The sequence below is a fragment of the Pseudomonas sp. S3_B08 genome, assembly GCF_054667725.1.
Genome location: NZ_CP162750.1, coordinates 606,338 through 631,738, shown reverse-complemented (window position 1 = coordinate 631,738; position 25,401 = coordinate 606,338). Strand labels below are relative to the sequence as shown.

Here is a 25,401-nt window from a genome sequence, read left to right as displayed (position 1 = left end):
CGACCCCCAATGAAAGCAAGCCCAAAAGCCCTTGGCGGTCGGTGGCCGAGTATAGACAGTTAGGCTACTAATGACAACGCGTTCACCTACCCCCAATAGCGGATTGCACAAGTTGCATAAAAGGCGTAAATGGCAGGCAATTTCGAGGAAAAAGTCGGCTTAAAGCCTTCTGGAGCAAGACTTTAGGCAAATTGACATTCGAATTTATCTCACTATAGTGGTGCGGGCCCTGCGTGGGGGGTCTGTCTGATGGTTCAAGCATAAATAGGAGGCCACATGGCTGACAAAAAAGCGCAGTTGATCATCGAGGGCGCAGCCCCCGTCGAGCTGCCCATTTTAACCGGCACCGTTGGTCCCGATGTAATCGATGTTCGGGGCCTGACGGCCACGGGCCGCTTCACTTTCGACCCGGGTTTCATGTCGACCGCTTCGTGCGAATCGAAAATTACCTATATCGACGGCGACAACGGCATTTTGTTGCACCGCGGCTACCCGATCGAACAGCTGGCTGAAAAGTCGGACTACCTGGAAACCTGCTACCTGCTGCTCAACGGCGAATTGCCGACCGCAGAACAGAAGGCCCAGTTCGTCAGCACCGTGAAGAACCACACCATGGTTCACGAGCAGCTGAAAACCTTCTTCAACGGTTTCCGTCGCGACGCCCACCCGATGGCCGTCATGTGCGGTGTAGTCGGCGCCCTCTCGGCCTTCTACCACGACTCCCTGGACATCAATAACCCGCAGCATCGCGAAATTTCCGCGATCCGTCTGGTTGCGAAGATGCCGACCCTGGCAGCGATGGTTTACAAGTACTCCATGGGCCAACCCATGATGTACCCGCGCAACGATCTGACTTACGCGGAAAACTTCCTGCACATGATGTTCAACACCCCGTGCGAGATCAAACCGATCAGCCCGGTACTCGCCAAGGCCATGGACCGGATCTTCATCCTCCACGCCGACCACGAGCAGAACGCTTCGACCTCCACCGTGCGTCTGGCCGGCTCTTCGGGTGCCAACCCGTTCGCCTGCATCGCTGCCGGTATCGCCGCACTGTGGGGTCCTGCCCACGGCGGTGCGAACGAAGCCGTGCTGACCATGCTCGACGAGATTGGCGATGTGTCGAACATCGACAAGTTCATCGCCAAAGCCAAGGACAAGAACGATCCGTTCAAGTTGATGGGCTTCGGTCACCGCGTCTACAAGAACCGCGACCCTCGCGCGACTGTCATGAAGCAGACCTGCGACGAAGTGCTGAAGGAACTGGGCATCAACAACGATCCGCAACTCGAACTGGCCATGCGCCTGGAAGAGATCGCGTTGACCGACCCGTACTTCATCGAGCGCTCGCTGTACCCGAACGTCGACTTCTACTCGGGGATCATCCTCAAGGCGATCGGCATTCCGACCAGCATGTTCACGGTGATTTTCGCCCTGGCGCGTACTGTGGGCTGGATTTCGCACTGGAAAGAAATGCTTTCGAGCCCGTACAAGATTGGCCGTCCGCGCCAGCTGTACACCGGTTACGAGTCGCGTGACATTACCAAGCTGGAAGATCGCAAATAAGGGTTTTTCTTTTTTGTGATGGTTTAGTGGTGTGTCAGGAACGGCCTCTTATATAGAGGCCGTTTTTGTTTGTGGTTTCAGCGGCCTTCGGGCCGACTGGTTCTTGGATTTTGGGGGCATATCCGTTGCTGCGGGTGCTGCCGCTGGCGGTTTCGCTCTTACAGCGAGTCACCTTTTCCAAACGCCGAAAAGGTAACCCAAAAGGCTTTGCCCCGGCGTACGGCCCGCTCGCTAGGGCTCGGGGTACCTTCGTTACGGGACCGATCCGGGCGCAGCGGCTCCGGTTGGCTTCGCTGCACCTACACTCGCTGTGTACGACTGCGTCGTACGGTCGCTACGCTCCCACCCCCGGATCGATCCCGTAACGAAGCCTGCCGAAGGGGCAAAAGATCAAAAGCAAAAGCCAAAGCCAGATCAAGAGCCCCTCACCCTAGCCCTCTCCCCAGAGGGAGAGGGGACTGACCGAGGTGTTTGGGCGAAACACGCCGACTTGCGATACCGAGTCGAATGCAGGTTTTGAACACCACACAAATCGGCTCCCTCTCCCTGGGGAGAGGGCTGGGGTGAGGGGCGAATCCACCGAAAATCTCAAGCCATGCGACGCTTCTAACCACTCAACAATGAGCGTTAGCTCGAGTGCTTTTGATCTTGATCCACGGGCGACGTCGGAAGGCTGAGTGGAGGGATTGATCCGGGCGTGGGAGCGCAGCGACCGTCTGGCGCAGCCAGACACAGCGGAAGGAGGTGCAGCGAAGCAAACCGGAGCCGCTGCGCCCGGATCGATCCCGCAGCGAAGGAACCCGAGCCTGCGAGGGCCGAACGCAGGAGCTAGCGTTTTTTGCTTACTTTTTTTGGCGCTTGTAAAAAAGTAAGTCGCCGTAAGGGCGAAACCGCCAGCCGCAGCACTGCAAAAAACGGATATACACACCAAACCAACCGATAACCGCCCACAAAAAAAACGCCCCAATCTCTCAACCAGGGCGTTTTCTTGAAGCTTGAAGCTTGCAGCTTACAACTGATCTCTTAGTGCGAAACCGCCCCACTCGCCCCCAACCCGGTCTGCGAACGCACAAACTGCGGGAAGAACAGCGCCCGCTCATTGTCCGCAGCCGCCGACTTGTCAGTGATCGAGAAGAACCAGATCCCGATGAACGCAATCATCATCGAGAACAGCGCCGGATATTCGTAAGGGAAGATCGCCTTCTCGTGATGCAGAATCTGCACCCAGATGGTCGGGCCGAGGATCATCAGACCAACAGCACTGACCAGACCCAGCCAGCCACCAATCATCGCGCCACGAGTGGTCAGCTTCTTCCAGTACATCGAAAGCAGCAGCACAGGGAAGTTGCAGCTCGCCGCAATCGAGAACGCCAGGCCGACCATGAACGCAATGTTCTGGCTTTCGAACAGAATGCCCAGACCAATCGCCAGCACCGCCAGGGCGATGGTGGTGATCTTCGACACGCGAATCTCATCTTTCTCGTTGGCCTTGCCCTTCTTGATCACACTGGCGTACAGGTCGTGAGAAACCGCCGAAGCACCCGCCAGCGTCAGACCGGCTACCACAGCCAGAATGGTTGCGAACGCCACTGCCGAGATGAAGCCAAGGAAGATGCTGCCGCCCACCGCGTTGGCCAGGTGCACCGCCGCCATGTTGTTGCCGCCGAGCAAGGCGCCCGCTGCATCTTTAAAGGCCGGGTTGGTGCTGACGAGCAGGATCGCGCCGAAGCCGATGATGAAAGTCAGGATGTAGAAGTAGCCAATGAAACCGGTAGCGTACAGCACGCTCTTGCGCGCTTCTTTTGCGTCACTCACGGTGAAGAAGCGCATCAGAATGTGCGGCAGGCCAGCGGTGCCGAACATCAGCGCCAGACCCAGCGAGAATGCCGAGATCGGATCCTTCACCAGACCGCCCGGGCTCATGATTGCCTCACCCTTGGCGTGCACCTTGATCGCTTCGGAGAACAGCGTGTTGAAGTCGAAGCCCACGTGCTTCATCACCATCAGCGCCATGAACGAGGCACCGGACAGCAGCAGCACTGCCTTGATGATCTGCACCCAAGTGGTCGCGAGCATGCCGCCGAACAGCACGTACATGCACATCAGCACGCCGACCAGGATCACCGCTACGTGGTAATCGAGGCCGAACAGCAGCTGGATCAGCTTGCCGGCACCGACCATTTGCGCGATCAAGTAGAACGCCACCACCACCAGCGAGCCGCAGGCGGACAGGGTGCGGATCTGGGTTTGCCCGAGGCGGTACGACGCCACGTCGGCAAAGGTGTATTTACCCAGGTTGCGCAGGCGTTCGGCGATCAGGAACAGAATGATCGGCCAGCCCACGAGGAAGCCGATCGAGTAGATCAGGCCGTCGTAGCCGGAGGTGAACACCAGTGCGGAAATCCCCAGGAAGGACGCCGCCGACATGTAGTCGCCAGCGATCGCCAGGCCGTTCTGGAAACCGGTGATCTTGCCGCCCGCCGCGTAGTAGTCGGCGGCCGAGTTGTTTTTCTTTGAAGCCCAGTAGGTGATGTATAAAGTCGCGCCGACGAAGGCCACGAACATCAGGATCGCCGGGATGTTCAGCGGCTGTTTGGCCACCTCCCCCGTCAATGCGTCAGCCGCCCAGACACTCGGCGCGAAAGCCGCAACACTCAATAAAGCCAGTAGACGCCGGATCATTGCTGAGCCTCCTTGAGAATCGCATTGTTCAGGTCGTCGAACTCGCCATTGGCGCGGCGCACGTAGATGCCGGTCAGGACGAAGGCTGAAATGATCAGACCGACACCGATCGGGATGCCCCAGGTGATCGAGGATTCAGGACTGAGTTTCGCCCCGAGCACGTGCGGCCCGTATGCGATCAGCAGGATGAATGCGGAGTAGAGCCCAAGCATGATTGCCGAGAGAATCCAGGCGAATCGTTCCCGTTTCTGAACCAGCTCCTTGAATCGGGGACTGTTTTGAATCGAGAGGTAAATGCTGTCGTTCATTGTTTTTATCCTCGCAGCACAAATTATTGTTGGAACGTAGCTAATGTATGCGGCTGCGAGAGAGGTTCCAGACGACCTTAGTAGTAGATGGCCATGATGTTCTGGCCATTTTCAAGCACACACAAAAACAACTGTGGGAGCGAGCCTGCTCGCGAAGGCGTCGTATCAGTCGATATTGCATCAACTGACAGATTGCATTCGCGAGCAGGCTCGCTCCCACAGGGGTGCGGCGGGATTTAAATCATTTGGTCCAGTCAGCTACACGATCCGGGTGTTTGGCCACCCAGTCCTTGGCCGCTGCATCAGGCTTGGCGCCGTCCTGAATCGCCAGCATGACCTCGCCGATTTCGTCTTTCGAGGCCCACTGGAAGTTTTTCAGGAATTTGGCCACTTCCGGCGCCTTGGCGTCCAGGCCTTTGCTGCCGATGCTGTTCACGGTTTCAGCCTGGCCATACACGCCTTTCGGGTCGTCGAGGAAGCGCAGTTTCCACTTGGCGAACATCCAGTGCGGCACCCAACCGGTGACGGCGATGGATTCGTTCTTCTTCTCGGCGCGGGTCAGCTCGGCAATCATGCCGGCGCCGGAACTGGCCTTGAGGCTGTATTTGTCCAGGCCGTAATCCTTGATCGCCTGATCGGTCTTGAGCATTACGCCTGAACCGGCGTCGATGCCGACAATACGGTTTTTGAAGGTGTCGTCGGTTTTCAGGTCTTCGATCGATTTGGCTTTGACGTACTCCGGCACGATCAGGCCGATTTTCGCGTCCTTGAAGTTCGGGCCGTAATCGACGACCTGATCCTTGTTTTTCGTCCAATAGTCACCGTGGGTCACGGGCAGCCAGGCCGAGAGCATCGCATCGAGTTTGCCGGTGGCCACGCCCTGCCACATGATCCCGGTGGCGACGGCTTGCAGCTTCACGTCATAACCGAGCTTCTGTTTGATCACTTCGGCCGCCACGTGGGTGGTCGCGACGCTGTCGGACCAGCCGTCAACGTAACCGATGTTCAGGGTCTGTTTTTCAGCGTTGGCGAAAGTGGAACTCATCGCAAGCGCCAGAGCGGCACCTGCGCCTAAAAGTCGTCGCATCTTCATCGTTTACTTCCCCGAAATGCTGCGCCCGACGGATGCCGGGCATCGTCAACGTATTGTTATGGTGCACAGCGCCCCCATCACGCCGGACCTCACACACCGAACATCAGCCGATTTTTCAAAAAGGGTACTGATGGTTTGATCATCAACCTCAAGCGGCCGGCGACCTGCTCTGTCAGCGACCTCAAGGCAGCGAGAAACGACATCAGAAAGCCATTAATCAAGCGCGATTAATTGACGCCAGACAATCCGCCCGAACTTTGCATGTACAACGCCTGCAAGCCACCAGCCCTTCTATAAATGCAGGTAACATGCGTCGCTTTGCAGCCACTCGGCCTGACCATGTCCGCAACGTACCGATTTCCTTTTCTGCCTTATCTGTTCACCTGCCTGCTCGGGCTCCTGGCCCTTGGCGGTTTCTGGTATGGCATCGGCCAACCGGTGATCCTGCCGGACGCCGCGACGCCGACGCACAAGTTGCAATGCGCCTCCTACACACCGTTCGACAAAGACCAATCGCCGTTCGACGTGCCGTTCAAATTGCGCCCCGAGCGCATGGACGCCGACCTCGCGCTGCTGGCGACGCGCTTTGAATGCATCCGCACCTACTCGATGACCGGCCTCGACGCCCTGCCCGATCTGGCGCGCAAGCACGGTCTGAAGTTGATGATCGGCGCCTGGGTCAATAGCAACCCCGTCGATACCGAGCAGGAAGTCGACCTGCTGATCAAATCGGCCAATGCCAACCCCGACGTGGTCACCGCCGTAATCGTCGGCAACGAAGCGCTGCTGCGCAAAGAGGTCACTGGCGCGCAACTGGCCCGGCTGATCAACAAGGTAAAAAGCCAGGTCAAGCAACCGGTGACCTACGCCGATGTTTGGGAATTCTGGCTCAAGCACCCGGAAGTCGCGCCGGCTGTGGATTTTCTGACCATCCACCTGCTGCCGTACTGGGAAGACGATCCGTCGAATATCGACGTGGCGCTGCGGCATGTGGCGGATGTACGTCAGGTGTTCGGCAACAAGTTCGCGCCCAAGGACGTGATGATCGGCGAAACCGGTTGGCCCAGCGAAGGCCGCCAGCGCGAAACCGCCGTGCCGAGCCGGGTCAACGAGGCGAAATTCATTCGTGGATTCGTGGCGATGGCCGAGCAGGAAGGCTGGCGTTACAACCTGATCGAAGCCTTCGATCAACCGTGGAAGCGCGGCAGTGAAGGCGCGGTCGGCGGCTACTGGGGGCTGTTCGATGCGGATCGGCAGGACAAAGGCGTGCTCGCCGGACCGGTGAGCAATGTGCCGTACTGGAAAGAATGGCTGGCAGTCGGTGCTTTGATTTTCCTCGGCACGCTGATCCTTGGTGGACGCGTGCGCACCACTCGTTCGGCGTTGCTGCTACCGCTGCTGGGCGCGGTCGCAGCGTGCTCGATTGGCGCCTGGGGCGATCTGGCTCGATTGACCACACGGTTTGCCGGTGAATGGCTGTGGGTCGGCTTGCTGACCGGGTTGAATCTGTTGGTGCTCGCGCATGCCGCGCTGACGTTGAGCGCACGCAGCGGTTGGCGCGCGCGAGCATTCGATTTGCTCGAGCGTCGCGCCGGCTGGCTGGTCGCGGTGGCCGGTTTTGCCGCGGCGGTGATGATGCTGGAAATGGTCTTCGACCCGCGCTATCGCAGTTTCGCCAGCATGGCGTTCGTCCTCCCGGCGCTGGTCTACCTGTGCCGCCCGGTAAGCGTGCCGCGTCGGGAGGTTGCTCTGCTGACCTTTATCGTTGGCGCGGGGATTGCACCGCAGTTGTATCAGGAAGGGATGCTGAATCAGCAGGCGTGGGGCTGGGCGCTGGTCAGTGGATTGATGGTGGTGGCGTTGTGGCGCTGTCTGCGGGTTCGCAAGGCCTGATTTCAGCGCTTTCGAAATCGCCATCGCTGGCAAGCCAGCTCCCACAGGATTTCTGCTGCACACAAATGTTGTGTTCACCTCAATCCCTGTGGGAGCGGGCTTGCCCGCGATGACTGACTGTCAGGCGCTGCGGGACTCGCGGACCAGGCGCAATCCGGCAATCACCACCGCAAATACCGCTAATGTGGTGTTGTACAACGCCAGCGCCGGCAGGCCGAACACCAGCGCCAGCACCGCCAGCCACCACCCTGCCCGTCCCGGCAATACAAACGCCAATACCGCCGCGCCCACCGCCGCCCAGCCCAGCACCTTGAAATGAATCATCAGCCCCAGGTTCGACCGCACCACGCATTCCCAACGGCCGGCGTCGTCGACACAGATGCCCACCCACTGCCCGTCTTCCATGAAGCCATAGCGCGCGGCATAACTGCCGGCCAGCCACAGCGGCAACAAAACGAGCAGCACAATAACGGGCAAGCGGCGGGACATGGAGCACTCCAATCTGCGGAAATCGGCGGCCAGCTTAATCTGCCGACCGGCATTCGCAAGCACTAACAACTGTTAACTGTTCAGCGAGCCCTTGCAACGTGTATCGTCCAGCTACTATTACCCCGAATTCCGCCTGTTTGGTGCCGCAGCATGGCACTTTGGCGCACGGCCGGTGGTCATAGCCTGCGAACTTCAATCGGCACCTTCCTCTAAGGGATCTAGTCATGCTCCGTTCCTTGCGCTTCGCCGCGCTGTTCAGCGGCCTTATCTTGAGTGCGTCCGCGCTGGCGGTGGATATCGACGCCGCCAGCTATGGCTACCCGCTGACCAACCCGTTCGAGGCGACGATCGCCACGACACCACCGGACCTGCGTCCGGAGCTGCCGCTGGACGACGACATCAATCAATCGGACCGCAGCCTCACCCTGCGCCCGGAGCGTGAATTCCAGCTGCCGGACAATTTCTGGGCAGTCAAAAAACTCACCTACCGCATCGCCACGCAGGACAAACCTGCGCCGCTGATCTTCCTGATCGCCGGCACCGGCGCGCGCTTTGACAGCACGCTCAACGAATACCTGAAAAAGCTGTATTACAAGGCCGGCTACCATGTCGTGCAGTTGTCGTCGCCGACCAGCTTCGACTTCATCAGCGCCGCCTCGCGTTTCGCCACGCCGGGCGTGACCAAGGAAGATGCCGAAGACATGTACCGGGTGATGCAGGCCGTGCGGGCGCAGAACCCGAAACTGCCGGTCACCGAGTATTACCTGACCGGTTACAGCCTCGGCGCCCTCGATGCCGCGTTCGTCGCGCATCTGGACGAAACGCGCCGCAGCTTCAACTTCAAGAAAGTCCTGTTGCTGAACCCGCCGGTCAACCTCTATACCTCGGTGACCAACCTCGACAAGCTGGTACAGACCGAGGTGAAAGGCATCAACAACAGCACCACGTTCTATGAACTGGTACTGACCAAGCTGACCCGTTACTTCCAACAGAAAGGCTACATCGATCTCAACGATGCGCTGCTGTATGACTTCCAGCAGTCCAAACAGCACCTGACCAACGAACAGATGGCCATGCTCATCGGCACGTCGTTCCGCTTTTCTGCAGCCGACATTGCCTACACCTCGGACCTGGTCAACCGTCGCGGCCTGATCACCCCGCCGAAATTCCCGATCACCGAAGGCACCAGCCTCACGCCGTTCCTCAAGCGTGCGCTGCAATGCGATTTCGACTGCTACATCACCGAGCAGGTTATTCCGATGTGGCGCGCACGCACCGACGGCGGCAGCCTGCTGCAACTGATCGATCAGGTCAGCCTGTATGCGCTCAAGGACTACCTGCACGACAGCCCGAAAATCGCCGTCATGCACAACGCCGACGACGTCATCCTCGGCCCTGGCGACCTGGGCTTCCTGCGGAAAACCTTCGGTGATCGCCTGACCGTTTATCCACTGGGCGGCCACTGCGGCAACCTTAACTATCGCGTCAACAGCGACGCCATGCTGGAGTTCTTCCGTGGCTAAATATCTCCTGCTGATTGCAGCGTTCCTCTGTGCAGGCGTGGCCCAGGCCGACAACAGTAAAGCCGATGCACCGGTGGTGGTCGACAGCGACGGCTTCAAGCAGCCGCTGACCAAACTCAAGTTCAACCCGGGCCTGGATCAGCGCGAATTCGAACGCTCCACGCTCAATGCGCTGAACGTCTATGACCCGCTGGAATCGTGGAATCGCCGGGTCTATCACTTCAACTACCGCTTCGACCAGTGGGTGTTCTTGCCAGTGGTAGATGGCTATCGCTACATCACCCCAAGCTTCGTGCGTACCGGGGTGAGCAACTTCTTCAACAACATTGGTGACGTGCCGAACCTGGTCAACAGCCTGCTGCAGTTCAAGGGCCAGCGCTCGATGGAAACCACTGCGCGCCTGCTGCTCAACACCACGATCGGCATCGCCGGTCTGTGGGATCCGGCAACCGCCATGGGCCTGCCGCGCCAGAACGAGGACTTCGGGCAGACTCTGGGCTTCTACGGCGTACCGGGCGGCGCCTACTTCGTACTGCCGATCTTCGGCCCGTCGAACATCCGCGACACCGCAGGTCTGGCCGTGGATTACACCGCCGACACCGCGATCAACTTCCTCAACGTCGCGGAAGTCAGCTCCAACCACCCGGAAGTCTGGGCCTTGCGTGCGATCGACAAGCGCTACCAGACCAGCTTCCGCTACGGCCAGATGAACTCGCCGTTCGAGTACGAGAAAGTGCGGTACGTCTACACCGAAGCGCGCAAGTTGCAGATCGCCGAGTAAATCGGCTGGCGCAAAACACTATGGGAGCGAGCCTGCTCGCGAACGCGGAGTTTCAGTCAACATCGATATTGACTGAACTACCGCATTCGCAAGCAGGCTCGCTCCCACATTTGTTATGTGTTGCTGACTAACCCTTCAGCGCTTTCCAGAGCTTGCCTACGACCGAAACCACCGCCAACACCACAGCACCGGCAATAATCCCCGCAACACCATTGAGCAGCATCGGTACGGCAAACCCGGCACTGCCCGCCGCTGCGCCGACACCTTCGATCCAGTGATGCAGCACCGGCACGCCATGGGTCAGGATGCCGCCGCCGACCAGGAACATCGCTGCCGTGCCAACCACCGACAGGGTTTTCATCATGTACGGCGCGGCGCTGAGAATGCCGCCGCCGATCTTTTTCGCCATCTGCCCGGGCTTCTGCGTCAGCCACAGCCCCAGGTCGTCGAGCTTGACGATGCCCGCCACCAAACCGTAAACGCCCACGGTCATGACAATGGCTATGCCGGACATGACGACCACTTGCTGGGTCAGCGAGGCATCTGCCACGGTGCCGAGGGTGATCGCAATGATTTCTGCCGAGAGAATGAAGTCAGTGCGGATCGCGCCTTTGATCTTGTCCTTTTCGTACGCCACCAGATCGGTCGCCGGATCGGCCACTGCTTCGGTCAACTGTGCGTGTTCTGCCTCGTCTTCCTCTTTGCTGTGCAGAAACTTGTGCGCGAGTTTTTCAAAACCCTCGAAACACAGGTACGCGCCGCCGACCATCAACAGCGGCGTCACCAGCCAAGGCACAAAGGCGCTGATTGCCAGCGCCGACGGCACGAGGATCAGTTTGTTGACGAACGAGCCCTTGGCCACCGCCCACACCACGGGAATTTCCCGCTCGGCGCGCACGCCCGATACCTGCTGGGCATTGAGCGCCAGATCATCACCGAGCACTCCGGCGGTCTTCTTCGCGGCCATCTTGGTCATCAACGCAACGTCATCCAGAACGGTGGCGATGTCATCGATCAGCACCAGCAAACTGCTTCCTGCCATGAATCCTGTTTCCTTCTGTGTATGAATGTTGCCAAGCATAACGCGACCGCCGGCCACAGGCTGCATTGTTGAGCGCCGCTCAAGGCCGGTGCTACCATGCGCCACCGCCAGAACAGGCAAGGAACCACCGGGTTTATGAGCACAATCCGCGAGCGTAACAAAGAACTGATCCTGCGCGCCGCCAGCGAAGAGTTTGCCGACAAGGGCTTCGCGGCGACCAAAACCAGCGACATCGCCGCCAAGGCGGGATTGCCCAAGCCCAACGTCTACTACTACTTCAAATCCAAGGAAAACCTCTATCGCGAGGTGCTGGAAAGCATCATCGAGCCGATTCTGCAGGCCTCGACCCCGTTCAACCCGGACGGCGTACCGAGCGAAGTGCTGAGCGGCTACATCCGCTCGAAGATCCGCATCTCCCGCGACCTGCCCTACGCCTCCAAGGTGTTCGCCAGCGAAATCATGCACGGCGCCCCACACCTGAGCGCTGATCTTGTCGAGCAGCTCAACGCCCAGGCCAAACACAACATCGCCTGCATCCAGAGCTGGATCGACCGCGGCCAGATCGCCCCGATCGATCCCAACCACCTGATGTTCAGCATCTGGGCCGCGACCCAGACCTACGCCGACTTCGACTGGCAGATTTCCGCGGTGACCGGAAAAGACAAGCTGGATGAAGCCGATTATGAAGCGGCTGCGCAGACGATTATCCGGTTGGTGTTGAAGGGGTGTGAGCCGGATCGGTGAGATCGGGGGAACCGCTTCGCGAGCAGGCTCGCTCCCACATTTGGAATGCATTCTCCTGTGGGAGCGAGCCTGCTCGCGAATGGCCGCAACGCAGATCTCAACTCATAACCAGATCGAATCCCACAACGGATAGTCGCCAAGGCTTTTGACCAGCCCTGCCCGCAATGGGTTGGCAATGACATACCTAGCCATCTTCACCAGATTCTCCTCTTTACGCAGTGCCCGGTCATGGAAGCCAGGTTGCCAAAGGCTGGACTTTCTACCGGTCGAAAGCGTTACCGCTTTGGTGCTGAGGGATTTAGTTCGCTGCATCAATTCGCCGAGCGAGCCACTCTTCAATTCAATCAGCCAGTGAAAATGATCTGGCATTACGACCCAAGCCAGAGAATTGGCCAATCCCGTTTCCTCAGCTGCCCGAAATTGGTTTACAAGCAATCTGCCCAGGAAGAAATCGCTGAATACGGGTTCTCTCCCGGCGGTATTGGCGGTCAGAAGGTAAATGCGGTTGTGTTCTGAATAGCGTCCGATGCGCAAGCGATGTGAAGCAGATAAACCCGGCATTCCGTTGCCTTCTCATATGTTGATCATGAGAAGGCTAGCCGTGGAGATGGCAAAGGGAGCGTCAGACTTTTAGCAAGATGTGTAGCGCAGATCGTATTCGCGAGCAGGCTCGCTCCCACAGTGGGCTTCAGGTGTTCAGACATTTTGTGTCCAACCCTGATCCAATGGGGGAGCGAGCCTGCTCGCGAAAGCGGTTATTCAGACACTGACATTCAACCAACCACCCCACCATCCGCCCTCAAATCCAGCGCCTCCACCGCTCTGATCGCCACCTGCTCATCCACATCCGACAAATCCCCACTGACCCCGATCGCGCCCAGCACCTCACCGGCCTGGTTGCGAATCAACACGCCACCCGGGGCCGGCACAACGCTGCCCTGCCCCATGCTGTTCAACGAAGAAAAAAACGCCGGGCGTTGTTGCGCGTCCTGGGCGAGCAGGCGTGAGCCCTTACCGAGAGCGATGGCGCCCCAGGCTTTGCCGATGGCGATGTCCGGGCGCAGCAGGCTGGCGCCGTCTTCGCGTTGCAGGGCGATCAGGTGGCCGCCGTTATCGAGTACCGCGATGGTCAGCGGTGCGGCGTTGATGCCGCGTCCAGCGTTGATGGCTTCGCTGACCAGGTTGACTGCGACTTTCAAGGTTAAAGCGCTCATGGTGCCGTCCTCATTTTGTTATAGGGAAAGTCGTGGGACCGCGCGTTTGTGCCGCAGTCCGATGCCACAAATAGAACACAATGAATTATTTTTTTGTATACAATAATTCTCGAAAAGCGCCACATGCGACGAAAAGCCACAGCACATCGGGCTTCCGACGAATGAAACAGCCGCTTGAGAAAATGGATTGACCTGCGCCGTCCGCCGTGAATACACTCTGCGCAAAGCCACTTGTATACAATTACAAAACGTAAAGAGGCACAAAACCATGAGCAAAATGAGAGCAATCGAAGCCGCCGTTCTGGTGATGCGCCGTGAAGGGGTTGATACCGCTTTTGGCATCCCGGGCGCAGCGATCAACCCGCTGTACTCCGCCTTGCAGAAGGTCGGTGGCATCGATCACGTCCTTGCTCGCCACGTTGAAGGCGCCTCGCACATGGCCGAGGGCTACACCCGCACCAAGGCCGGCAATATCGGCGTGTGCATCGGCACGTCCGGCCCGGCCGGCACCGATATGGTCACCGGGCTCTACAGCGCCTCGGCTGACTCGATTCCAATCCTCTGCATTACCGGTCAGGCACCCCGCGCCCGTATGCACAAGGAAGATTTCCAGGCTGTCGACATCACCAGCATCGTCAAGCCAGTCACCAAGTGGGCGACCACGGTTCTCGAACCGGGCCAGGTGCCTTATGCGTTTCAGAAAGCCTTCTATGAAATGCGCTCCGGCCGTCCAGGCCCTGTACTGATCGACCTGCCGTTCGACGTGCAGATGGCCGAGATCGAATTCGACATCGACGCTTATCAACCGCTGCCATTGGCCAAACCGACCGCAACCCGCGTACAGGTCGAGAAGGCTCTGGCGCTGCTGGATCAGGCCGAGCGTCCATTGCTGGTCGCCGGCGGCGGCATCATCAATGCCGACGCCAGCGACCTGCTGGTCGAGTTCGCCGAGCTGACCGGCATTCCGGTCATCCCGACCCTGATGGGCTGGGGCACCATCCCTGACGATCACCCGCTGATGGTCGGCATGGTCGGTCTGCAGACTTCGCACCGTTACGGCAACGCCACCATGCTGAAATCCGACGTGGTGCTGGGCATTGGTAACCGTTGGGCCAACCGTCACACCGGTTCGGTGGATGTCTACACCGAAGGCCGCAAGTTCATTCACGTCGACATCGAGGGCACGCAGATCGGCCGCGTGTTCACCCCGGATCTGGGCATCGTTTCCGACGCCGCTGCCGCGCTGACCGTGTTCATCGAAGTGGCCCGTGAATGGCAAGCCGCCGGCAAGCTGAAGAACCGCAGCGCCTGGCTGCAGGATTGCCAGCAGCGCAAGGCCAGCCTGCATCGCAAGACCCACTTCGACAACGTGCCGGTCAAACCGCAGCGCGTTTACGAAGAAATGAACCAGGTGTTCGGCAAGGACACCTGCTACGTCAGCACCATTGGTCTGTCGCAGATTGCCGGCGCGCAGTTCCTGCACGTCTACAAGCCGCGTCACTGGATCAACTGTGGCCAGGCCGGCCCGTTGGGCTGGACCATTCCGGCGGCGCTGGGCGTGGTCAAGGCCGATCCGAGCCGGAAAGTCGTGGCCCTGTCGGGGGACTATGATTTCCAGTTCATGATCGAAGAACTGGCGGTCGGCGCTCAGTTCAAACTGCCGTACATCCACGTCGTGGTGAACAACTCGTACCTGGGCCTGATCCGTCAGGCCCAGCGCGGGTTCGAAATGGACTACTGCGTGCAGCTGTCCTTCGATAACCTGAATGCGCCGGAACTCAACGGTTACGGGGTTGACCACATCGCAGTCGCCGAAGGTCTCGGCTGCAAGGCGCTGCGTGTGTTCGAACCGTCGGAAATCGCCCCTGCCCTGCGCAAGGCCGAACAGATGATCGAAGAGTTCAAGGTGCCGGTGATCGTCGAGATCATTCTGGAGCGTGTGACCAACATCTCCATGGGTACCGAGATCAACGCGGTCAACGAGTTCGAAGACCTGGCACTGGTCGGCAACGATGCGCCGACGGCGATTTCGTTGCTCGATTGATTGCTTTTAGCCCCCTCTCCCCTCTGGGAGAGGGCTGGGGTGAGGGAAAGGTTTTGCGGTGTTCGCACAATCGGGATCTGACTCAGGATTCCCCCTCACCCTAACCCTCTCCCCAAGGAGAGGGGACTGATCGCGTTCAGTCTGACCTACCGTGCCTCATCAGTTTTTAGGAGACCACCATGCCGCGTTTCGCAGCCAACCTGTCCATGCTGTTCACCGAACAGGATTTCCTTGCCCGTTTCGACGCCGCCGCCAAGGCCGGTTTCAGTGGGGTGGAATACCTGTTCCCGTACGACTTCAGCTCGGCTGAAATCAAGGCAAAACTCGAGGCCAACGGGCTGACCCAAGTGCTGTTCAACCTGCCGGCCGGTGACTGGGCCAAGGGCGAGCGTGGCATCGCTTGCCTGCCGGATCGGGTCGAAGAGTTCCGCGCCGGGGTCGATCTGGCGATCGCCTACGCACAAGTGCTGGGCAACACCCAGGTCAACTGCCTGGCCGGTATCCGCCCGCAAGGCGTTGACGATGCCACTGTGGAAAAGACCTTCGTTGCCAACCTCAAATACGCCGCCGACAAGCTGCAAGCGGTGGGCATCAAACTGGTGATGGAAGCGATCAACACCCGCGACATTCCAGGTTTCTACCTGAACAACACGGCGCAGGCCCTGTCGATTCGCGAGCAGGTCGGCAGCGCCAATCTGTTCCTGCAATACGACATCTATCACATGCAAATCATGGAAGGCGATCTGGCCCGCACCCTGCAATCGCACCTGGGCGAGATCAACCACGTGCAACTCGCGGACAACCCGGGGCGCAACGAGCCGGGCACTGGTGAGATCAACTACCGCTTCCTGTTCGAACACCTTGATCGCATCGGTTATCAGGGTTGGGTCGGTTGCGAATACAAACCGCTGACCACCACCGAAGCGGGCCTGGGTTGGTTGAAATCACACAACGCAATCTAAGAAACACAGCAAATCCCCTGTGGGAGCGAGCCTGCTCGCGAATGCGGTGGTTCAGTCAACACGGATATTGAATGTTCCACCGCATTCGCGAGCAGGCTCGCTCCCACATGAAAAGCAGCTCCCCTATTTGCTTGAGCACGAAAAAAACAAGAGGATTTTCTCATGGCTAAAATCGGATTCATCGGCACCGGCATCATGGGCCACCCAATGGCGGCGAACCTGCAGAAAGCCGGTCACAGCCTGTTCCTGTCGCAACACCACGACGCGGCCCCGGCCGATCTGGTCGCCGCTGGCGCCGTCGCCCTGGCCAACCCGCGCGAAGTGGCGCAGGAAGCCGAATTCATCATCGTCATGGTTCCGGATACCCCGCAGGTCGATGACGTGCTGTTCCGCGCCGACGGCGTCGCGGCCGGTATCGGCAAGGGCAAAGTCGTGATCGACATGAGCTCGATTTCGCCGACCGCCACCAAAGCCTTCGCCGCCAAAATCAACGAGAAAGGCGCGCAGTACCTCGACGCTCCGGTTTCCGGCGGTGAAGTCGGCGCCAAGGCCGCAACCCTGAGCATCATGGTCGGTGGCGACGCCGATGCCTTCGAACGCGCCCTGCCGCTGTTCCAGGCCATGGGCAAGAACATCACCCTGGTTGGTGGCAATGGCGACGGCCAGACCGCCAAAGTGGCGAACCAGATCATCGTCGCGCTGAACATCCAGGCCGTAGCCGAAGCCCTGCTGTTCGCCTCGAAAAACGGTGCCGATCCGGCCAAGGTGCGTGAAGCGCTGATGGGCGGTTTCGCTTCTTCGAAGATCCTCGAAGTGCACGGCGAGCGCATGATCAAAGGTACCTTCGACCCGGGCTTCCGCATCAGCCTGCACCAGAAGGACCTGAACCTGGCCCTTCAAGGCGCCAAGGAACTGAACATCAACCTGCCGAACACCGCCAATGCCCAGCAGGTATTCAGCACCTGCGCGGCCATCGGCGGCAGCAACTGGGACCACTCGGCGCTGATCAAGGGCCTGGAGCACATGGCCAATTTCTCGATTCGCGACAATAAATAAAGCCTGCACAAAACCCTGTGGGAGCGAGCCTGCTCGCGAAAGCGGCTTCACATTCAACATCCATGTTGGCTGACATACCGCGTTCGCGAGCAGGCTCGCTCCCACAAGGGACCTGAGTCGCCCTTTCGAATAACAAGAATTCCGGGAGCCCGCCATGTCGGTCGATCCGCAACAACTGCTGCGCGAGCTGTTTGCCACAGCCATCGACGCGGCCCATCCGAACCAAGTCCTCGAAGCCCATTTGCCTGCCGATCGCACGGGTCGGGTTATCGTCATCGGTGCCGGCAAAGCCGCTGCCGCCATGGCGCAAGTGGTCGAGCGCTGCTGGGAGGGTGAAGTCACCGGTCTGGTGGTGACCCGCTACGGTCACGGCGCCCCGTGCGAAAAAATCGAAGTGGTCGAAGCCGCGCACCCGGTGCCGGACGCCGCCGGTCTGGCCGTGGCCAAACGTGTGCTGGAACTGGTCAGCAACCTGACTGAAGACGACCGCGTGATCTTCCTGCTCTCCGGCGGCGGCTCTGCCTTGCTCGCCCTGCCGGCCGAAGGCATCACCCTCGCTGACAAGCAGTCGATCAACAAAGCCCTGCTCAAATCCGGTGCGACCATCGGCGAGATGAACTGCGTGCGCAAGCACCTCTCGGCGATCAAGGGCGGCCGCCTCGGCAAGGCCTGCTGGCCGGCGACGGTTTACACCTACGCGATTTCCGATGTGCCGGGCGACCTCGCCACCGTCATTGCGTCCGGCCCGACCGTGGCCGACCCGAGCACTTCGGCCGAAGCACTGGCGATCATCAAGCGCTACGGCATCGACATTCCCGCCTCCGTGCGCACCTGGCTGCAAAGTCCGGAATCGGAAACCGTCAAACCCGGCGACCCGTCCCTGGCGCGCAGCCACTTCCAGTTGATCGCCCGCCCGCAGCAATCGCTGGACGCGGCGGCGGTGAAGTGCCGTCAGGCCGGTTTCAGCACCTTGATTCTCGGCGATCTCGAAGGCGAATCCCGCGAAGTGGCGAAAGTCCACGCCGGCATCGCCCGACAGATCATCAATCACGGCCAGCCACTGGCGACGCCGTGCGTGATTCTTTCTGGCGGTGAGACCACGGTAACCGTGCGCGGCAATGGCCGTGGCGGGCGTAACGCCGAATTCCTCCTCAGCCTGACCGACAGCCTCAAGGGCCAGCCCGGCGTCTACGCGCTGGCCGGCGACACCGATGGCATCGACGGCTCGGAAGACAACGCCGGCGCAATCATGACTCCGGACAGCTACGCCCGCGCCGCCGCACTGGGTCTGAGCGCCAGCGACGAGCTGGATAACAACAACGGCTATGGCTACTTCCAGGCGCTCGATGCGCTGATCGTCACCGAGCCGACCCGCACTAACGTCAACGACTTCCGCGCCATTCTGATCCTTGAGAACTGCAAATCATGACGCCTGATAAAAAGGTCAAAATCCTCGCCACCCTCGGCCCTGCGGTCGACGGTATCGACGACATCCGCGAGCTGGTCGAGGCCGGGGTCAACATCTTCCGGCTGAATTTCAGCCATGGCGATCACGCCGACCACGCCAAGCGCTATCAATGGATCCGCGAAGTCGAGCGCCAGCTCAACTATCCGCTGGGCATTCTGATGGACCTGCAAGGGCCGAAACTGCGTGTGGGCAAGTTCGCTGACGGCAAGGTGCAGTTGCATCGCGGTCAGGCGTTCCGCTTGGATCTCGATGCGACACCGGGCGATGAGCGCCGGGTCAACCTGCCGCATCCGGAAATCATTGCCGCGCTGGAAGCGGGCATGGACCTGCTGCTCGACGACGGCAAGCTGCGCCTGCGCGTGGTCACCAAGTACGCCGATGCGATCGACACCAGCGTGCTCAACGGCGGCGAACTGTCCGATCGCAAAGGCGTGAATGTGCCGCAAGCGGTGCTCGACCTCAGCCCGCTGACCGCCAAGGATCGCCGCGATTTGAGCTTCGGCCTGGAATTGGGTGTGGACTGGGTCGCGCTGTCGTTCGTACAGCGCCCGCAGGACATTGTCGAAGCCCGCGCATTGATCGGCGACAAGGCGTTTCTGATGGCGAAAATCGAGAAGCCTTCAGCGGTCGAGCAACTACGTGAGATTGCTGAGTTGAGCGACGCGATCATGGTCGCGCGCGGCGATCTTGGTGTGGAAGTGCCGGCGGAGAGCGTGCCGCAGATTCAGAAAAACATCATCACCACCTGCCGCGCGCTGGGCAAACCGGTGGTGGTGGCGACGCAGATGCTCGAGTCAATGCGCTTCTCCCCTGCCCCAACCCGTGCCGAGGTGACTGACGTCGCCAACGCCGTAGCCGAAGGCGCCGATGCGGTGATGCTCTCGGCGGAGACCGCGTCCGGCGAATACCCGCTGGAAGCCGTGCAGATGATGAGCAAGATCATCCGTCAAGTTGAGAACGGCCCGGATTATCAGACCCAGCTTGACGTCAGCCGACCGAAAGCCGAGGCGACGGTTTCCGATGCGATCAGCTGTGCGATCCGCCGGATCAGCAACGTGCTGCCGGTGGCGGTGCTGGTCAATTACAGCGAGTCCGGCGCCTCGACGTTGCGCGCATCCCGGGAACGGCCGAAAGCACCGATCCTCAATCTGACGCCGAACCTGCAAACGGCGCGGCGCTTGAGCGTGGCGTGGGGCATTCATTCGGTAGTCAACGATCGCCTGCGTCAGGTCGACGAAGTCTGCTCGACCGCGCTGGAGATTGCTCAGGCGCAAGGCATGGCCGAGCGTGGCGACACGCTGCTGATCACTGCTGGCGTGCCGTTCGGGCAGCCGGGGTCGACCAATTCGCTGCGCATTGAGACGTTGATTTAGCGCCTGTACCGGCCTCTTCGCGAGCAGGCTCGCTCCCACAGTTGATTTGTGTGCACCACAAACTCAATGACTGGACGCAGATCCATGTGGGAGCGAGCTTGCTCGCGAAGCAGGCACCTCGGTTTCCCTGACTTTCAGAACTGCCATGCCTGCCAATCACTTCAACACCCACTGCCCCGACTGGGCCGAGGCTTTGCTCAACGGTTTCAGTCAGATTTTCTTCCAGCGCCATCCGCTGTGCGGCCTGCTGTGTCTGTTGGCGATTCTGCTGACGGCGCCGGTGCTGTTCGCCGGGGCGCTGCTCGGTGGCGTTGCCGGTCTGCTCACCGCGCAGCGGCGCAACTACGCCAAGGCCGATCGCCAGGCCGGGTTGTTCAGCTACAACGGCGTGCTGCTCGGCCTGCTGCTGAGCCTGTATTTCCCTTGGTCGCCACTGCTGCCGCCGTTGATTCTTGCAGCCGGTGGCTTGAGCGCGATGCTTACTCAGCAATGGCTCAAACACGTGTACCGCAGTCGCGCCATACCGGCGTATACCTCGCCGTTCGTGGCGCTCAGCTGGGTGCTGCTGATGTTCGCCGAGCCGTCCGCGCCGGCGGCATCGGTCGACCTGAACACGACAAATCTGCTGGCCGCTGAACTGCGCGGATTCGGCCAGGTGATGTTTCTCGACCATCCATTGGCCGGGGCGTTGATCGCCAGCGGCTTGCTGCTCGCCGATCGCCGCGCGTTCTGCTGGGCGCTGCTGGCGTCGGCGATCGGCCTCGGCTCGAGTCTACTGCACCACGACACGTCCGCCGCACTGCTCGGCCTCGGTGGCTACAACGCCGTACTCGCCGCCCTCGCCTTCAGCGCTCAGCGACAAAATCCGTGGCTGCCGCTGCTCGCCATTGTCCTGGCCTTGCTGGTGACGCCGCTGTTTGCCGCCCTCGGGCTGGCCACGCTGACCGCGCCGTTCATCCTCGCCTGCTGGTTGATCCGGGCTGGCATTCAAATGCTTGGCAAAGCTTCGCTCGCGCATGAGTCTTGCGCTCACGAGGAGAATCACCCTAGGCTGCGCTGATCTTCGATTCAGGCGTTATCCATGGACAGCAGCAACAATTGGCGCGAACGGCTTTACGTCATGATTTTCCAGAGCGACACCCCGGCCGGGCGTCGCTTCGACGGCATCCTGCTGTTGATCATCCTCGCCAGTCTGGTGATCGTGATGCTCGACAGTATCGACAGCATCCACCGTAATTACGCCGACGTTCTGGCCTATATCGAGTGGGGCTTCACGGCGATCTTCCTCGGCGAATACATCCTGCGTCTGTACTGCTCGCCCAAGCCGCTGCGCTATGCCTTCAGCTTTTATGGCCTGGTGGATCTGCTGGCGATCGTGCCGGGCATCCTCGCCCTGTATTACAGCGATGCGCAGTATCTGCTGATCATCCGCATCATTCGGATGCTGCGGATTTTCCGTGTGCTCAAGCTCAGCCCGTATCTCAAGCAAGCCAACTATCTGATGTCGGCGCTGCGTGGCAGCAAGCAGAAAATCGTCGTGTTTCTGGTCAGTGTGTGCACGCTGGTGACAGTGTTCGGCACGCTGATGTACGTGATCGAAGGCCCGGAACATGGCTTCACCAGCATTCCCAAAGGCATCTATTGGGCAATCGTGACCTTGACCACTGTGGGCTTCGGCGACATCGTGCCGAAGACGCCGCTGGGTCAGGTGATTTCCTCGCTGGTGATGATCACCGGTTATTCGATCATCGCTGTGCCGACAGGGATCTTCACCGCTGAGCTGGCCAACGCTATGCGCGGCGAGCAGCTGCAACATGACTGCCCGGGCTGCCAGAAAAAGACCCACGAGCAGAGCGCAGCGTTCTGTTCCCGCTGCGGCAGTCAGCTGTTCAAGAAAGTGGAATAAGCACAGAGCTTTTTAATCTTTAAGCGACTATGCGCTGCCCGTTATAGTCGCTGGCAAATGGCTTCATTTTTGGCATAACACCCCCACAGAACAAGGAATGCGCAGTGAAAAAACTCTTTGGCGCCTCACTTCTCGCCGCCGGCCTGGCCTTGGCCAACATCGCTCAGGCCGCACCGACGCTGCTCAACGTTTCCTACGACGTGATGCGCGATTTCTACAAGGACTACAACACTGCGTTCCAGAAGCACTGGCAAGCCGAGCACAAGGAGAACATCACCGTGCAGATGTCCTTCGGCGGCTCGAGCAAGCAGGCGCGTTCGGTGATCGACGGCCTGCCGGCTGACGTCATTACCATGAACATGGCCACCGACATCAATGCCCTCGCCGACAACGGCAAACTGGTGCCGGACAACTGGGTCACGCGCCTGCCGAACAACAGCGCACCGTTTACCTCGGCGACGGTGTTCATCGTCCGCAAGGGTAACCCGAAAGCTTTGAAAGACTGGCCGGATCTGCTCAAGGACGGCGTACAGGTGATCGTGCCGAACCCGAAAACTTCCGGTAACGGCCGCTACACCTACCTGTCAGCCTGGGGCTATGTGCTGAAAAACGGTGGCGACGAGAACAAGGCCAAGGACTTCGTCGGCAAGCTGTTCAAGCAGGCGCCGGTGCTCGACACCGGTGGCCGCGCCGCCACCACCACGTTCATGACCAACCAGATCGGCGACGTACTGGTGACCTTCGAAAACGAAGCGGAAATGATCGCCCGCGAGTTCGGTCGCGATCAGTTCGAAGTCATCTACCCGACCGTCTCAGCGGAAGCCGAGCCACCGGTTTCGGTGGTCGACAAAGTGGTCGACAAGAAAGGCTCGCGCGCTGCGGCTGATGAGTATCTGAAGTACCTGTGGTCGCCGGAAGGTCAGGAAATTGCGGCGGCCAACTACCTGCGCCCGCGTGACCCGGCGGTGCTGGCGAAGTACACCGACCGTTTCCCGAAAGTCGACTTCCTTTCGGTGGAGAAGACCTTTGGTGACTGGCGCACGGTGCAGAAAACCCACTTCAATGATGGTGGCGTGTTTGATCAGATTTATAGCGGGCAGTAAGGCTTGATCTGAAAAAATCAAAAGGCGACCCACCGGGTCGCCTTTTTGTTGCGCGGCAATACCGCTCATTACACTGCGTAATAACAGTTATCATCCGAAAACGTCTTCTGCCAGTCCACGTTGTCCATTAGCCTCAGCCCTTTCCTGTGCCCGACCCGAGATCCCCTATGACCACCACTCCTCACGCAATGACCCGAGGTATGGTCCTGCTGTTCGCGTTCTGCTGCGGCGCCATCGTTGCCAACATCTACTACGCACAGCCGATCATCGGCCTGATCGCGCCGGACATCGGCCTCTCCGACACCATGGCCAGTTTCATCGTCTCGCTGACGCAGATCGGTTACGCGTTGGGCCTGTTCTTTCTGGTGCCGCTGGGGGATCTGCTGGAGAACCGTCGGCTGATGATCATCACTACGCTGGTGGCGATCGCCAGTCTGCTTGGCGCCGCGTTCACTGAACAGCCGAACGTATTTCTGCTGATCTCGCTGCTGGTCGGCTTCAGCTCGGTGTCGGTGCAGATCCTGATTCCGCTGGCCGCGCATCTGGCGCCGGAAGAGTCCCGTGGCCGCGTGGTGGGCGGGATCATGGGCGGTTTGCTGCTGGGTATTCTGTTGGCGCGACCGGTGTCGAGCGTGGTCGCCGATCACCTCGGCTGGCGCGCCATGTTCATGATCGCCGCAGCATTGATGGCGGCTATCAGCGTGGTGCTGGCGCTGACCGTGCCCAAGCGCCAGCCAGATCACAGCGCTACTTATGGCCAATTGATCGGCTCGCTGTGGACGCTGCTGCGCCAGCAACCGGTGCTGCGTCAGCGGGCGTTTTATCAGGGCTGCATGTTTGCCACGTTCAGCCTGTTCTGGACCGCCGTGCCACTGGAACTTGCACGCAACCATGGCCTGTCGCAAAGCGAAATCGCCATCTTCGCCCTGGTCGGCGCCATCGGTGCCATCGCCGCGCCAATCAGCGGCCGCCTCGCTGATGCCGGTCACACACGCATCGCCTCGCTGCTGGCCATGCTCTTCGCCAGCCTGAGCTTCCTGCCCGCCTTCATTCACCCGGCCTACAGCGTCATCGGCTTGGCCGTGACCGGCGTGGTGCTGGACTTCTGCGTGCAGATGAACATGGTCTTGGGCCAACGCGCGGTGTACTCGCTGGACGCGAAAAGTCGTGGCCGTTTGAACGCGCTGTACATGACCAGCATCTTCATCGGCGGCGCGTTCGGCTCGTCGGTGGCCAGCGCGGTGTACGAGCACGGCGGCTGGTTGTGGATCGTCATTGTCGGCAGCGTCTTTCCGCTGTTGGCGTTGGTGCGGTTTCTGAGTGCATCGCAAAACGCTGCGCTGGCGCAGCGAAAAGTCGCGTCCTGACGCGATGTCATAGTGGGAGCGAGCCTGCTCGCGAAGGCCGGTGTGTCAGCCATAGATCAGTGCCTGACCTGACGCCTTCGCGAGCAGGCTCGCTCCCACAATTGCGCAGACCCTCAATACCGAACCAGTTTCTCCATCGCCGCATCCGCCAGAAACGAAGAGCGGCTTTTGACGTTATGCTCGCGTACATAGCGATCAATACGCTGAATCACATAGCCGGGCAGCGTAACGTTGACCTTTTCGGTCTTGCCCAGGTACGGCGAGATATCCAGCTCCAGCATGCCCCAGCCCATCTCGGCAAAATCCGGATGATTGCGATGCGCCGCTGCCGAGGTCGGCATCGGAATCGCCTGACCGGCCGCCGCGATCTCCTGCAGCATGAGGTGAGCCACTTCCACGGCCGCGTTGTAGGCCTCCTCAAAGCTGTCCCCGGCCGTGACTGCGCCGGGAATATCGGGGATCTGAATACCGAAGGCAGTGTTCTCGTCACCCCACTCGATGCAGATGGGATATTGCATTACGGATCTCCTTCATGACGGGTTGGCGGGCTGAATAACCCCGCGCGCCGCCGAATGCTTTTGACTGTCCCCAACGGTAAATCCTTTTTCGGATGCGGGACGGCAATCGTGTTCGGGTTGTAACGATGAGTGAAGATGTAATGACTGCCCGCAACCCGATCCAGCGTCCAGCCCGCCTCCTCCAGCTCCTTCATCAATAGCCTGCTCTGCACCAACCGCCTCCTTGGCTTGGCCCATTAAAAATAACTCTAGAGTTATCTTTACTCAAG

Annotated in this window: 23 protein-coding genes; 14 read left to right on the top strand and 9 right to left on the bottom strand. The window is 59.8% G+C overall.

Features of this window, described 5'->3' with window-relative positions; all coding sequences use genetic code 11:
- The first annotated feature begins 276 nt into the window (after positions 1-276).
- A complete protein-coding gene (gltA, locus tag AB4N73_RS02990) occupies positions 277-1,566 on the top strand; it encodes a citrate synthase (protein WP_003222994.1) in 1,290 nt (429 codons plus the stop codon).
- Between the two features lie 1,023 nt (positions 1,567-2,589).
- Here gltA and AB4N73_RS02985 read toward each other — a convergent pair.
- The 3 genes from AB4N73_RS02985 to AB4N73_RS02975 form a co-directional block, all read right to left on the bottom strand.
- Positions 2,590-4,248 (bottom strand): cation acetate symporter, encoded by a 1,659-nt coding sequence (locus tag AB4N73_RS02985; protein ID WP_016771015.1) that lies wholly within the window; start codon positions 4,246-4,248, stop codon positions 2,590-2,592.
- A complete protein-coding gene (locus AB4N73_RS02980; protein ID WP_016771016.1) occupies positions 4,245-4,556 on the bottom strand; it encodes a DUF485 domain-containing protein in 312 nt (103 codons plus the stop codon). Before AB4N73_RS02980 ends, AB4N73_RS02985 begins: the two co-directional genes overlap by 4 nt.
- 241 nt (positions 4,557-4,797) lie before the next feature.
- Positions 4,798-5,649: a glycine betaine ABC transporter substrate-binding protein gene (locus AB4N73_RS02975; RefSeq protein ID WP_041479599.1), complete on the bottom strand. Its 852-nt coding sequence runs from the start codon at positions 5,647-5,649 to the stop codon at positions 4,798-4,800.
- Between the two features lie 297 nt (positions 5,650-5,946).
- Here AB4N73_RS02975 and AB4N73_RS02970 point away from each other — a divergent pair, with 297 nt between their 5' ends.
- Positions 5,947-7,542, top strand: coding sequence for a glycoside hydrolase family 17 protein (locus AB4N73_RS02970; protein ID WP_460142903.1), 1,596 nt, complete (start codon positions 5,947-5,949; stop codon positions 7,540-7,542).
- Positions 7,543-7,662: 120 nt separating this feature from the next.
- Here AB4N73_RS02970 and AB4N73_RS02965 read toward each other — a convergent pair whose 3' ends face one another.
- Positions 7,663-8,031, bottom strand: a complete 369-nt coding sequence (locus AB4N73_RS02965) for a hypothetical protein (RefSeq protein ID WP_150741304.1) — start codon at positions 8,029-8,031, stop codon at positions 7,663-7,665.
- 224 nt (positions 8,032-8,255) lie between these two features.
- Between AB4N73_RS02965 and AB4N73_RS02960 the strand changes: the two genes are divergently transcribed.
- Both AB4N73_RS02960 and AB4N73_RS02955 read left to right on the top strand, forming a co-directional pair.
- Positions 8,256-9,554: a serine/threonine protein kinase gene (locus tag AB4N73_RS02960; protein WP_258707793.1), complete on the top strand. Its 1,299-nt coding sequence runs from the start codon at positions 8,256-8,258 to the stop codon at positions 9,552-9,554.
- A complete protein-coding gene (locus AB4N73_RS02955; protein WP_041479602.1) occupies positions 9,547-10,335 on the top strand; it encodes an MlaA family lipoprotein in 789 nt (262 codons plus the stop codon). The genes AB4N73_RS02960 and AB4N73_RS02955 overlap by 8 nt, the downstream gene beginning before the upstream one ends.
- A gap of 127 nt (positions 10,336-10,462) precedes the next feature.
- On the opposite strand, the gene AB4N73_RS02950 is transcribed toward AB4N73_RS02955, so the two are convergent.
- Positions 10,463-11,377 (bottom strand): DUF808 domain-containing protein, encoded by a 915-nt coding sequence (locus tag AB4N73_RS02950; protein ID WP_310215026.1) that lies wholly within the window; start codon positions 11,375-11,377, stop codon positions 10,463-10,465.
- Between the two features lie 135 nt (positions 11,378-11,512).
- Here AB4N73_RS02950 and AB4N73_RS02945 point away from each other — a divergent pair, with 135 nt between their 5' ends.
- Complete coding sequence (locus AB4N73_RS02945; RefSeq protein ID WP_041479604.1) at positions 11,513-12,121, top strand: TetR/AcrR family transcriptional regulator; 609 nt, start codon at positions 11,513-11,515, stop codon at positions 12,119-12,121.
- Positions 12,122-12,223: 102 nt separating this feature from the next.
- Here the strand turns inward: AB4N73_RS02945 and AB4N73_RS02940 are convergent, their stop codons facing one another.
- Positions 12,224-12,682 (bottom strand): REP-associated tyrosine transposase, encoded by a 459-nt coding sequence (locus AB4N73_RS02940; protein WP_460142902.1) that lies wholly within the window; start codon positions 12,680-12,682, stop codon positions 12,224-12,226.
- A gap of 212 nt (positions 12,683-12,894) precedes the next feature.
- A complete protein-coding gene (locus AB4N73_RS02935; RefSeq protein WP_460142901.1) occupies positions 12,895-13,335 on the bottom strand; it encodes a GlcG/HbpS family heme-binding protein in 441 nt (146 codons plus the stop codon).
- Between the two features lie 268 nt (positions 13,336-13,603).
- Between AB4N73_RS02935 and gcl the strand changes: the two genes are divergently transcribed.
- The 9 genes from gcl (at position 13,604) to AB4N73_RS02890 (ending at position 24,614) form a co-directional block, all read left to right on the top strand.
- Positions 13,604-15,379 carry a glyoxylate carboligase gene (gene gcl, locus AB4N73_RS02930; RefSeq protein WP_041479607.1) on the top strand — a complete coding sequence of 592 codons (1,776 nt, stop codon included), beginning with the start codon at positions 13,604-13,606 and terminating at the stop codon, positions 15,377-15,379.
- Between the two features lie 179 nt (positions 15,380-15,558).
- Complete coding sequence (gene hyi, locus AB4N73_RS02925; RefSeq protein ID WP_056783872.1) at positions 15,559-16,341, top strand: hydroxypyruvate isomerase; 783 nt, start codon at positions 15,559-15,561, stop codon at positions 16,339-16,341.
- Positions 16,342-16,503: 162 nt separating this feature from the next.
- A complete protein-coding gene (locus AB4N73_RS02920) occupies positions 16,504-17,397 on the top strand; it encodes a 2-hydroxy-3-oxopropionate reductase (protein WP_016771028.1) in 894 nt (297 codons plus the stop codon).
- A 154-nt stretch (positions 17,398-17,551) separates the two neighbouring features.
- Positions 17,552-18,826, top strand: a complete 1,275-nt coding sequence (locus AB4N73_RS02915) for a glycerate kinase type-2 family protein (RefSeq protein ID WP_457263951.1) — start codon at positions 17,552-17,554, stop codon at positions 18,824-18,826.
- Entirely contained in the window at positions 18,823-20,238 is a 1,416-nt protein-coding gene (gene pyk / locus AB4N73_RS02910; protein ID WP_095180738.1) for a pyruvate kinase, read from the top strand. Before AB4N73_RS02915 ends, pyk begins: the two co-directional genes overlap by 4 nt.
- 145 nt (positions 20,239-20,383) lie before the next feature.
- On the top strand, positions 20,384-21,298 hold the full coding sequence (locus AB4N73_RS02905; RefSeq protein ID WP_252869021.1) for an urea transporter: 915 nt from the start codon (positions 20,384-20,386) through the stop codon (positions 21,296-21,298).
- Positions 21,299-21,319: 21 nt separating this feature from the next.
- Positions 21,320-22,144, top strand: a complete 825-nt coding sequence (locus AB4N73_RS02900; RefSeq protein WP_064365449.1) for an ion transporter — start codon at positions 21,320-21,322, stop codon at positions 22,142-22,144.
- 104 nt (positions 22,145-22,248) lie between these two features.
- The gene (locus AB4N73_RS02895) at positions 22,249-23,247 is read left to right on the top strand and encodes a sulfate ABC transporter substrate-binding protein (RefSeq protein WP_136492212.1); all 999 of its coding nucleotides are present in this window, start codon (positions 22,249-22,251) and stop codon (positions 23,245-23,247) included.
- A 167-nt stretch (positions 23,248-23,414) separates the two neighbouring features.
- Positions 23,415-24,614 (top strand): MFS transporter, encoded by a 1,200-nt coding sequence (locus AB4N73_RS02890; protein ID WP_236169678.1) that lies wholly within the window; start codon positions 23,415-23,417, stop codon positions 24,612-24,614.
- A 113-nt stretch (positions 24,615-24,727) separates the two neighbouring features.
- Here the strand turns inward: AB4N73_RS02890 and AB4N73_RS02885 are convergent, their stop codons facing one another.
- Positions 24,728-25,132, bottom strand: coding sequence for a type II toxin-antitoxin system HicB family antitoxin (locus AB4N73_RS02885; RefSeq protein WP_460142900.1), 405 nt, complete (start codon positions 25,130-25,132; stop codon positions 24,728-24,730).
- Complete coding sequence (locus AB4N73_RS02880) at positions 25,132-25,344, bottom strand: type II toxin-antitoxin system HicA family toxin (RefSeq protein ID WP_041479616.1); 213 nt, start codon at positions 25,342-25,344, stop codon at positions 25,132-25,134. The genes AB4N73_RS02885 and AB4N73_RS02880 overlap by 1 nt, the downstream gene beginning before the upstream one ends.
- Positions 25,345-25,401: the final 57 nt, after the last annotated feature.